Source organism: Bacillus sp. EB106-02-03-XG38, assembly GCF_058792175.1.
Genome location: NZ_JBYTED010000007.1, coordinates 195,170 through 205,959 on the forward strand (window position 1 = coordinate 195,170; position 10,790 = coordinate 205,959).

At 38.5% G+C, this 10,790-nt stretch carries 10 protein-coding genes, 1 rRNA gene and 1 riboswitch; all 11 genes read right to left on the reverse strand.

Features of this window, described 5'->3' with window-relative positions; all coding sequences use genetic code 11:
* Positions 1–2: 2 nt before the first annotated feature.
* The 11 genes from purN to rrf all read right to left on the reverse strand — a co-directional run bounded on the left by purN (position 3) and on the right by rrf (position 10,672).
* Positions 3–590, reverse strand: a complete 588-nt coding sequence (gene purN / locus AC3WTI_RS25190) for a phosphoribosylglycinamide formyltransferase (RefSeq protein ID WP_087957391.1) — start codon at positions 588–590, stop codon at positions 3–5.
* Positions 587–1,627, reverse strand: a complete 1,041-nt coding sequence (gene purM, locus AC3WTI_RS25195; RefSeq protein WP_087957392.1) for a phosphoribosylformylglycinamidine cyclo-ligase — start codon at positions 1,625–1,627, stop codon at positions 587–589. Before purM ends, purN begins: the two co-directional genes overlap by 4 nt.
* Positions 1,628–1,728: 101 nt before the next feature.
* A complete protein-coding gene (purF, locus tag AC3WTI_RS25200; RefSeq protein ID WP_048529435.1) occupies positions 1,729–3,144 on the reverse strand; it encodes an amidophosphoribosyltransferase in 1,416 nt (471 codons plus the stop codon).
* A complete protein-coding gene (gene purL / locus AC3WTI_RS25205; RefSeq protein ID WP_087957393.1) occupies positions 3,129–5,348 on the reverse strand; it encodes a phosphoribosylformylglycinamidine synthase II in 2,220 nt (739 codons plus the stop codon). The genes purF and purL overlap by 16 nt, the downstream gene beginning before the upstream one ends.
* Positions 5,332–6,015, reverse strand: coding sequence for a phosphoribosylformylglycinamidine synthase subunit PurQ (gene purQ / locus AC3WTI_RS25210; protein ID WP_048375606.1), 684 nt, complete (start codon positions 6,013–6,015; stop codon positions 5,332–5,334). Before purQ ends, purL begins: the two co-directional genes overlap by 17 nt.
* Complete coding sequence (gene purS, locus AC3WTI_RS25215) at positions 6,012–6,266, reverse strand: phosphoribosylformylglycinamidine synthase subunit PurS (RefSeq protein WP_000278826.1); 255 nt, start codon at positions 6,264–6,266, stop codon at positions 6,012–6,014. Before purS ends, purQ begins: the two co-directional genes overlap by 4 nt.
* Positions 6,259–6,978 carry a phosphoribosylaminoimidazolesuccinocarboxamide synthase gene (gene purC / locus AC3WTI_RS25220; RefSeq protein ID WP_087957395.1) on the reverse strand — a complete coding sequence of 240 codons (720 nt, stop codon included), beginning with the start codon at positions 6,976–6,978 and terminating at the stop codon, positions 6,259–6,261. The genes purS and purC overlap by 8 nt, the downstream gene beginning before the upstream one ends.
* A gap of 88 nt (positions 6,979–7,066) precedes the next feature.
* Positions 7,067–8,374, reverse strand: a complete 1,308-nt coding sequence (purB, locus tag AC3WTI_RS25225; RefSeq protein ID WP_000625682.1) for an adenylosuccinate lyase — start codon at positions 8,372–8,374, stop codon at positions 7,067–7,069.
* Entirely contained in the window at positions 8,371–9,522 is a 1,152-nt protein-coding gene (gene purK / locus AC3WTI_RS25230) for a 5-(carboxyamino)imidazole ribonucleotide synthase (protein WP_097840600.1), read from the reverse strand. The genes purB and purK overlap by 4 nt, the downstream gene beginning before the upstream one ends.
* Positions 9,519–10,004, reverse strand: coding sequence for a 5-(carboxyamino)imidazole ribonucleotide mutase (gene purE / locus AC3WTI_RS25235; RefSeq protein WP_000839367.1), 486 nt, complete (start codon positions 10,002–10,004; stop codon positions 9,519–9,521). The genes purK and purE overlap by 4 nt, the downstream gene beginning before the upstream one ends.
* A gap of 110 nt (positions 10,005–10,114) precedes the next feature.
* Positions 10,115–10,216: riboswitch (purine riboswitch) on the reverse strand.
* 340 nt (positions 10,217–10,556) lie between these two features.
* Positions 10,557–10,672 (reverse strand): 5S ribosomal RNA (gene rrf, locus AC3WTI_RS25240).
* Positions 10,673–10,790: the final 118 nt, after the last annotated feature.

The window sequence follows — 10,790 nt, forward strand, 5'->3', positions numbered from 1 at the left end:
TGTTAGTTAACAGTTGGTTCTTTCACAGATTGAACAATTTGATTCACTGTATTTACGTATAATTTATGTTCAACTTGTTGAATTTTCTTTTGTAAGCTTTCTCTCGTATCCCCTTCAGAAACAGCTACTGCTTCTTGCGCAATAATTGGCCCTGTATCCATACCTGCATCTACATAATGAATCGTTACTCCAGTTACTTTCACACCTGCTTCTAACGCTTGACCAACAGCATCTTTTCCTGGAAAACTTGGTAATAGTGATGGATGAATATTAATAATTTTTCCGCCGTAAGCTTCTAGTAAAGTCGGTCCAATTAAACGCATATATCCAGCTAAAATAACATAATCTATTTCATACTCTTCTAGCTTCTTTAATATTTCTTTTTCAAATACTTCTTTTGACTCATATGCTTTCGCTGAAAAAGCGAAACATGGAATATGATGATAATGTGCCCGTCCAACGGCACGTGCTTCTGGTTTATCACATACTAATAAACTAATATCTGCTTCTAATCTTTTTTCTTCTACCGCATTGATAAGAGATTGAAAGTTAGAGCCACTCCCAGAAGCAAAAACTGCTAATCTACTCATAGTGCCGTTCCCCCATTAAAGGTAACGCCAACCCCTTGTACAGTACGTCCAATAATACTAGCTGTTTCTCCCTGCTCTTCTAGAAGACGAACAATATCTTTTGCCTCTTCTTCCTTCACTGCTACTACCATACCAATACCCATGTTAAAAATATTGAACATTTCTTTCTCTTCTAGTTTTCCAACTTCTTGAAGTAAACTGAAGATCGGTTGAATTTTCCAAGATCCTAATTCAATTTCTGCACCGATTCCTTCTGGTAACATACGTGGAATATTTTCAATGAATCCGCCACCTGTAATATGCGCCATACCGTATACTTCATATTTCTTCAATAGTTCTAAAATAGGTTTGACATAAATTTTCGTTGGTGTTAATAATTCCTCACCAAGAGGTAGTTCTAAGCGTCCATAAATGCGATCTAAAGATAGTTCTCCATCTTCTAGTAATACTTTTCGTACTAGAGAATAACCGTTACTATGAATACCGCTAGATGCTAAGCCAATTAATACGTGACCAGCTTCAATTTTTTCACCTGTTACAATTTTCTTTTTATCCACAATTCCAACTGTAAAACCAGCTAAGTCATACTCTTCTGTAGAATACATTCCTGGCATTTCAGCTGTTTCTCCACCAATTAATGCACAACCAGCTTGGCGACAGCCCTCTGATATACCTTTGACGATGTTTTCAATTTTACTAGGTTCAGCTTTACCGCAAGCAATATAATCAAGGAAGAAAAGCGGCTCTGCTCCTTGGACAACAATATCATTTACACACATTGCTACTGCATCAATACCAATTGTGTCATGTTTATCTGCCATAAAAGCGAGCATCAATTTCGTTCCCACGCCATCTGTTCCAGATACTAATACAGGTTCTTCTAATGCAAATTTTGATAGATCAAACATACCTCCAAAACCGCCTAAACCGCCTAGTACTTCTTTTCTCATTGTTGTTTGTACGTGTTTTTTCATGCGAGATACCGCTTCATATCCAGCTTCAATATCTACTCCTGCTTGCTTATATGCATTCGCCATCGTTATCTACACCTCGTCTTTTAATTTCTCCCTATCCTGTGCGGGCCGTTTTAAGAAAGAAGCTAGCTTCTACATCAAAAGAAGTAGAAGCTTTTTTCTTCTTATTTCATACTTTCTAAAAGCTCTTGCTCATAATCGTAAAGAGCTGTTGGATAATCTCCATTGAAGTACGCCATACATAGACCGCCGTATTTCCCTTCATATGGACGTCCAATTGCATCTACTAATCCATCTTCACTTAAAAATGTTAATGAGTCTGCACCGATCATTTCACGAATTTCTTCTACTGAATGATTGGCTGCAATTAATTCTTTTCTCGTTTGAATATCAATGCCGTAGAAACATGGATATTTCAGAGGTGGTGAAGCTATTCTTACGTGAACTTCTGTCGCTCCAGCCTCACGAAGCATACGAACAATTCGTTTACTCGTTGTTCCTCGTACGATAGAATCATCAATCATCACAACTCGTTTTCCTTCAACTACACCTCTTACTGCCGAAAGCTTCATCTTAACCCCTTGCTCTCGCAGTTCCTGAGAAGGTTGAATAAACGTACGTCCAACGTAACGATTTTTAATTAATCCTAACTCATATGGAATGCCTGTTGCCTCCGCATAACCAATTGCTGCTGAAATACTAGAGTCTGGTACACCAGTAACAACATCCGCTTCAATAGGAGCTTCTGCCGCCAAACGTTTTCCCATGTTTTTACGTGCTGCATGGACGTTAATGCCTGCAATATTAGAATCCGGACGTGCAAAGTAAATGTACTCCATACTACAAATTGCATGATCTACTTCATTTGTAAAACGATCTACGTGAATTCCTTCATCATTGATGATAAGTAATTCACCTGGTTCTACATCACGAATGTATGTTGCACCTACTACATCGAAAGCACATGTTTCTGATGCTACAACGTAAGCATCACCCATCTTTCCAATTGAAAGAGGACGGAACCCATTTGGATCTAACGCAACAATCATTTCATTTCCGGTTAGTAAAAGATACGCAAACGCACCCTTCACCTTATTTAAAGCCTCTTTTACACTTTCAATTAACGAATCTTTCGTACTACGTTTAATAAGATGTAAAAGTACTTCTGTATCTGAACTTGTTTGAAAAATACTTCCCTCTGCCTCTAATTCGCGGCGAAGCATTTTTGCATTAATTAAATTCCCATTATGAGCTAATGCCATACTATGATCAGAAAAACGGAATAATAATGGTTGAACGTTAGCTACTTCACTTCCACCAGCCGTCGCGTATCGCACGTGCCCGATTGCTGATTTTCCGTTCAATCCTTCTAACTCACCTCTTGAAAACACTTCTGATATTAAACCTAACCCCTTGTGACCGACGATTTTCTCACCATTATTTACGACAATGCCTGCGCCTTCTTGCCCACGGTGCTGTAAACTGTGCAATCCGTAGTATGAAACTTGTGCTGCATTTTCATGCCCCCAAATTCCGAAAACGCCACATTCTTCATTTAACCCCTTTATTTCAGCAAGCATGGGATTGCCCCTTTCCAAGCCTTTCTCATTTCATCTACATTTGCTGTAAGTAATACTTCATTTTCTTCATTATGAATCGTTACTTCATTTGTATTTGTCACTTCTCCAACTTGAATTGCTTCTACCGCTTTCTCGAACGCTTCTTTATTTTCACGTTTTACAGTTATAACGAAGCGAGATTGTGATTCAGCGAATAATGCTGCTGTAGCTTCTCCGTCTAATTTCACAGTAGCACCTAAACCTTTTGCACCAATGGCACTTTCAGTAATTGCAACCGCTAAACCACCTTCAGCAACATCATGAGCGGATTGAATAAGGCCAGCTTGAATTGCTGCTAATACTTGTTTTTGACGTTTTAATTCTACGTCTAGATCGATACTTGGTGATTGGCCGAAAATTTTGCCGTGAATCATTTTCTGTAATTCACTTCCACCAAACTCAGCTTTCGTCTCTCCGATAACATAAACTAAATCGCCAGCTTGCTTAAACTCTTGTGTTGTTACATGTTTTAAATCGTGTACAAGTCCAACCATCCCAACTGTCGGTGTTGGGTATACAGCTTCACCACTACGCTCGTTATACATTGATACGTTTCCGCCGATAACTGGTGTTTGTAATGTGCGACAAGCTTCGCTCATACCATCTACTGATTTCTCAATTTGCCAGAAGATTTCTGGTTTTTCTGGATTACCGAAGTTTAAGCAATCTGTAATTGCAAGTGGCTCTCCTCCAGAACATACGATATTACGTGCTGCCTCTGCTACTGCAATTTTACCGCCCACTTCTGGATCTAAATAAATGTAGCGAGAGTTACAATCTGTCGTCATTGCTAATCCTTTTTCTGTACCGCGTACACGTACAACTGCTGCATCTGAACCTGGTGTAACAACTGTGCTTGTGCGAACTTGATAATCATATTGATCATAAACCCACTCTTTACTTGCAATCGTCGGTTGTTGTAATAGAGCGAATAACGTTTCTTTATAGTCTTCTACTTTTGGTGTTTCCATTTTCATTGCTTGGAATTCAGCAAAGTATGCTGCTTCTTTTGATGGCTTATGGTAAATTGGCGCTTCTTCTGCTAAAGCATCCGCTGGAACTTCCGCCACTTTCTCGCCTTTATGGAATAAACGAAGCATTTTATCTTCCGTTACTTTCCCCATCGTAACGGCTGCAAGACCATACTTCTCGAATAAATCTACTATTTCTTGCTCTCTACCTTTTTTCACAACAATTAACATACGCTCTTGTGATTCAGATAGCATCATTTCATATGGTGTCATTCCTGTTTCACGCTGTGGTACATCATCTAAGTACATTTCAATACCCATTCCTGCTTTACTTGCCATTTCTGCAGAAGATGATGTTAAACCAGCTGCACCCATATCTTGAATTCCAACAAGTGCATCCGACTGAATAAGTTCTAAGCAAGCTTCAATAAGAAGTTTCTCCATAAATGGATCCCCTACTTGAACTGCTGGACGCTTTGCTTCTGAGCTTTCAGATAACTCTTCAGATGCGAATGTTGCACCGTGAATACCGTCACGACCAGTTGATGCTCCTACGTACATTACTGTATTTCCAGCACCGTGCGCTTGCCCTTTTTTAATGTCTTCATGATTAATTAAGCCTACGCACATTGCATTTACAAGTGGATTTCCTTCATAACATGGATCAAACTGTACTTCGCCGCCAACAGTTGGAATACCGATACAGTTACCGTATCCTGCAATCCCTGCTACTACTTCTTCGAATAAATATTTCACACGTGGTGATTGTAATTCTCCGAAGCGAAGTGAGTTTAATAGAGCTACTGGGCGTGCTCCCATAGAGAATACGTCACGGATAATACCACCAACGCCTGTTGCTGCTCCTTGATATGGTTCAATAGCAGAAGGATGGTTATGACTTTCCATTTTAAATACAACCGCTTGATTATCACCGATGTCTACAATTCCAGCACCTTCCCCAGGTCCTTGCAGAACACGCTCACCTGTTGTTGGGAATTTTCGAAGCACTGGTTTTGAATTTTTATAACTGCAATGTTCAGACCACATAACAGAGAATAACCCTGTTTCTGTATAATTTGGCAGACGGCCTAAAATCTTTTCAACCATGGCAAACTCTTCGTCTGTTAGCCCCATTTCCGCATATATGCGCTCTTCTTTAATTTGTGTTGGATTTGGTTCAAGCATTAACGACATATGTTTCCCTCCACTGTTTTAAGATAGATTGAAAGACTTTTAACCCTTCAGCACCGCCAAGTAATTCATCTACAGCACGCTCTGGGTGTGGCATCATACCAAGTACATTTCCTTTTTCATTTACAATACCAGCAATATCTGAAACGCTTCCATTCGGATTTTCTACGTAACGGAATGCGATTTGATTATTCTCTTCTAATCGTTTAAGAGTCTCTTCATCACAATAGTAATTCCCCTCACCATGTGCGATTGGGATATTAATTACTTCATCTTTTTCATATTGTGATGTAAACATCGTTTCATTATTTTCAACACGTAACTGAACTGTTCGACACATAAATTTTAAGTTTTCGTTTCTCATTAACGCTCCTGGTAGTAATCCTGATTCAACAAGAATCTGGAATCCATTACATACACCTAAAATCGGCTTTCCTTGCTCAGCAGCTTTTTGCACTGCTTTCATTGCATTTGCAAAGCGAGAAATAGCACCGCAGCGTAAGTAGTCACCGTAAGAGAATCCACCTGGTAGTAAAATTGCATCATACTCATCTAAATTCTCTGTATCGTGCCAAACGTAATCTACTTCTTCGCCGAGCTCATCTTTAATTGCATGGAACATATCGACATCACAGTTCGAACCTGGAAATACTATTACGGCAAATTTCACTGTGCGACAACCTCCTCAACTTCATAACGGAAGTCTTCCATTACAACGTTTGCTAATAGTTTTTCACACATTTCCTTTACCTTGCTATCTAAGTCAGTTACTGATTTATCAATTGTTAGTTCCATGTACTTCCCGATTCGAACATCTTGTACTTCTGTGAATGAAAGACTATGAAGTGCTCCTTTTACTGCTGTTCCTTGTGGATCTAATACGCTTTCTCTTAATGTTACATATACCTTAACTTTATACATGTGAAATTCCCCCTAAACGTTTTAAAATCTCTTCATAAGCATCTGTTAAATTTCCAAGATCGCGACGGAATACGTCTTTATCGAACTTTTCATTGCTCGTTTCATCCCATAAACGGCAAGTATCTGGTGAAATTTCATCCGCTAAAATAATTTCTCCTTCTTCCGTTACACCAAACTCTAATTTGAAATCTACTAGTCTTACACGACAGCTTGCGAAATGATCAATCAAAACTTGATTGATTTGTAGAGCCATCTCTCGTAATACGCTTACTTGCTCTGGCGACGCAACGTTTAATACACGAATATGATCTTCCGTTACAAGCGGATCTCCTAAATCATCATCTTTGAAGTAAAATTCTACGATTGGTTCTGCAAGTACAGTTCCCTCTTCCATTCCTAATCGTTTTGAAAGACTTCCTGCAATTACATTTCTTGTGACAACTTCTAAAGGAATAATACTCACTTTTTTAACAAGTTGCTCTGTTTCAGATAACTTCTCAACAAAATGTGTTTTAATTCCTACTTCTTGTAACTTTCTGAACAATAAAGTTGTAATCTCATTGTTCAAACGACCTTTTCCTGTAATCGTCTCTTTTTTCTCCCCATTGAAAGCAGTCGCACTATCTTTGTACTCTACCCAAACCATATCTGCTGATTCTGTACGATAAATTCTTTTTGCCTTACCTTCATACAGCAATTCTAGCTTTTGCATTTCGCAAGCCCCCTGTAGTTTGAAAAATGTGAATAATGTTTTTATAAAGAATGGCACAGAATGACTCTATTCTGTGCCATATGAAATTTTACGCTTCGTTTAATCCTAGGCGCTCAAAGATTGTATCAACGTGTTGCATATGATGCTCATAGTTGAAGCATTCATTAATTTCTTCTTGTGTTAACTTGCTCGTAATACGCTCATCAGCTTCTACAAGTTCTTTAAATTGTACTTGTGTTTCCCAAGCTTCCATCGCTTTAGGCTGTACGATATCATAAGCTTCCTCACGTACCATACCTTTATCGATTAATGTAAGCATTACGCGCTGAGAATAGATTAAGCCGTATGTTCTTGTCATATTGCGTTTCATATTCTCTGGGTATACAGTTAAGTTTTTAACAATATTACCAAAGCGATTTAGCATGTAATTTAACGCGATAGTAGCATCTGGTAAAATTACGCGTTCTGCTGAAGAGTGAGAAATATCACGCTCATGCCATAATGGAACATTCTCATAAGCTGTCATCATATAACCGCGGATAACACGAGCTAAACCAGTCATATTTTCAGATCCAATTGGATTACGCTTATGTGGCATTGCAGAAGAACCTTTTTGACCTTTTGCGAAAGCTTCTTCAACTTCACGTGTTTCACTCTTTTGTAAACCACGAATCTCAACTGCCATCTTTTCGATAGATGTTGCGATTAATGCAAGTGTTGACATGTAATGAGCATGACGATCACGTTGCAATGTTTGTGTTGAAATTGGTGCTGCTTCTAATCCTAAGTTTTCACAAACATACTTTTCTACGAATGGATCGATATTTGCATATGTACCAACCGCTCCAGATAATTTACCAACGCGAACTGTATCAGCAGCTTGTTTGAAACGCTCTACGTTACGTTTCATTTCTTCATACCAAAGACCAAGTTTTAAACCAAATGTTGTTGGTTCTGCATGAACACCGTGTGTTCTTCCCATCATGATCGTGTACTTATGCTCTTTCGCTTTGTTAGCTAAAATACTTACAAAGTTTTCTAAGTCTTTTAATATGATTTCATTTGCTTGTTTTAAAATGTAAGATAACGCTGTATCTACTACGTCTGTAGATGTTAAACCGTAATGAACCCATTTACGTTCCTCGCCTAATGCTGGTGTTTCTGATACAGCACGAGTAAATGCAACTACGTCATGGCGTGTCTCTTTTTCAATTTCATAAATACGATCAATATCAAATGATGCATGCTCACGAATTTTCTTAACATCTTCTTTTGGAATATCGCCAAGCTCAGCCCATGCTTCACAAGCTAAAATCTCAACTTCTAACCACGCTTTAAATTTGTTCTCTTCCGTCCAAATTGCACCCATTTCTGGGCGTGTATAACGACTAATCATCTTTTTCCCTCCAACAGTTGTTCTTGATGGTCCCAAATATGCAAACCCTTCGCTTTTTCTAGAGCGACTTCAATATTATCATTTAATATATTTACATGCCCCATTTTTCGCTGTGCTTTTGCTTCTTCTTTTCCATACAAGTGTAAATAGCACCCGGTTAATCTATTCACTTGTCTTAGGACCCCTTCTATATGTTCGCCTAAAATGTTTACCATGACAACTGGTTTTAACAAATTTGTTTCTCCAAGAGGTAAATTACAGATTGCTCGAATATGTTGACCGAATTGACTCGTTTCACATGCATCCTGTGTATAGTGTCCTGAATTGTGAGGTCTTGGTGCTAGTTCATTAATGTAAATCTCATCATCAGCTGTAGCAAACATCTCTACCGCTAGTGTTCCCACAAGTTCTAGTTCATCCGCAAGCACTCTTGCATAAGCAATTGCTTTTTGAGAAAGTTCTTCTGTAATGCGAGCTGGAACGATAGATTCATGCAAAATGTTATTTACATGAATATTTTCCGCTACCGGAAATACTTTCGTTTCACCACTTACACTACGAGTGACAATAACTGATACTTCTTTTTCAAAAGGCACCCATTTCTCTAAAATACACTCTGCTGCTTTCGCAAGCTCTCTCGCTTTATCAACGTCAGCTTCACTTCTTAAAACAACTTGCCCTTTCCCATCATATCCACCTGTCGTTGTTTTTAAGACGGAAGGATATGATAACTCGGTAATTGCTTCAGTAAGCTGCTCTTCGTTTTGAACCAATCTATACGTTGCTACTGGTAGCCCAGCTTTCTCAATTGCATTCTTTTCTGTAAAACGATTTTGTGTTTTACTTAACAACTGACTGCCTTGCGGTAAGTAAGCATGTTTTTCAAGCCACTGTAAACATCTATAATCAATATTCTCAAATTCATATGTGATAACATCACTGATCTCTGCTAAGTGCTGAATTGCTTTTAAATCGTCATATGATGCAACAATTTCAATATCCGCAACTTGTGCACATGGTGAATTTTTTGTAGGATCTAAAACAGCAATTTTATATCCCATCTCCTTAGCTGCCAATGCCATCATTCTTCCTAGCTGGCCGCCTCCAATAATGCCGATTGTTTTTCCTGGTAAAATGATTCTCGTCATACTAGCTCACTACCTTCGCGCACATCTTTTTCAATTGCTTCTCTTCTCAATTCTAATGCATCATGTATATCATCATGGAATGATCCAAGTATTTGTGCAGCAAGTAAACCAGCATTTGTTGAACCAGCCTTACCAATTGCAACAGTTGCAACTGGAACCCCTCCTGGCATTTGGACGATGGATAATAATGAATCTAAGCCGTTTAACGCTTTTGATTGAACTGGAACTCCGATTACAGGAAGATTTGTCTTCGCTGCAACCATTCCTGGTAAATGCGCTGCTCCACCAGCTCCAGCAATAATAACTTTCAATCCACGTTCACGAGCCGTCTCTGCATATTCAAACATATAATCCGGAGTCCGATGAGCGGATACAACTTTTTTCTCATACGGTATATTTAATTCATCTAAAATGTCACAAGCATATTTCATTGTTTCCCAGTCTGACGTGCTTCCCATTATGACTCCAACTAGTGATTTCATATTAGAATCCCCCCGATTCAAATAAAAAAAGCCTGAAATAGAACAGTTTCTCTTTTACTATGAGAGAAAGTGCTCTACTCAGGCATACGTATCCCTTGTGAATAGAAAAATACCGAGTGACTTTCCCTCATAGTCTAACGAATAACGGTCGTTAGGTAGAGACTTGCAGGCCATATCCCCGCGATTATATGAGGTCTTATATATTATTCTTTCTATGGCTATATTAACAATATTTCATAAACAATGTCAACAAATAATCGAATGTTTTTTTATTACTCACCAATAACGTTCGTGTTTTAGTTATATTCAAAAGAATTATTGTAACTATATGCAAGAAGGATAAGAAATTAGAATATATATTTCTAGAGATCTATCATACGCACAACGGTCTATATCCTAATTCGGTATGCTTTAATATAAAGCATGCTCCCTTTAAATAGCCTCATTTTTAGTCTTTTTTCTTCTTTAATATTACTAAATTTATCGATTATGGCATTTCGTATATAAAAATAAACACAAAAAAGACGAGTCATTCTGACTCGTCTTACAGTTGCTTGGCGACGTCCTACTCTCACAGGGACAAGGTCCCAACTACCATCGGCGCTAGAGAGCTTAACTTCCGTGTTCGGTATGGGAACGGGTGTGACCTCTCTGCCATCATCACCAAACTATGAAGGCATATTCCTTCAAAACTAGATAACACTTGCTACATATTATATGGTTAAGTCCTCGATCTATTAGTATTCGTCAGCTCCACATGTCACCATGCTTCCACCTCGAACCTAT

Coding starts and splice junctions, on each gene's coding strand:
- purN (WP_087957391.1), bottom strand. CDS start 590: ATGAGTAGATTAGCAGTTTTTGCTTCTGGGAGTGGCTCTAACTTTCAA.
- purM (WP_087957392.1), bottom strand. CDS start 1,627: ATGGCGAATGCATATAAGCAAGCAGGAGTAGATATTGAAGCTGGATAT.
- purF (WP_048529435.1), bottom strand. CDS start 3,144: ATGCTTGCTGAAATAAAGGGGTTAAATGAAGAATGTGGCGTTTTCGGA.
- purL (WP_087957393.1), bottom strand. CDS start 5,348: ATGTCGTTAATGCTTGAACCAAATCCAACACAAATTAAAGAAGAGCGC.
- purS (WP_000278826.1), bottom strand. CDS start 6,266: ATGTATAAAGTTAAGGTATATGTAACATTAAGAGAAAGCGTATTAGAT.
- purC (WP_087957395.1), bottom strand. CDS start 6,978: ATGCAAAAGCTAGAATTGCTGTATGAAGGTAAGGCAAAAAGAATTTAT.
- purB (WP_000625682.1), bottom strand. CDS start 8,374: ATGATTAGTCGTTATACACGCCCAGAAATGGGTGCAATTTGGACGGAA.
- purK (WP_097840600.1), bottom strand. CDS start 9,522: ATGACGAGAATCATTTTACCAGGAAAAACAATCGGCATTATTGGAGGC.
- purE (WP_000839367.1), bottom strand. CDS start 10,004: ATGAAATCACTAGTTGGAGTCATAATGGGAAGCACGTCAGACTGGGAA.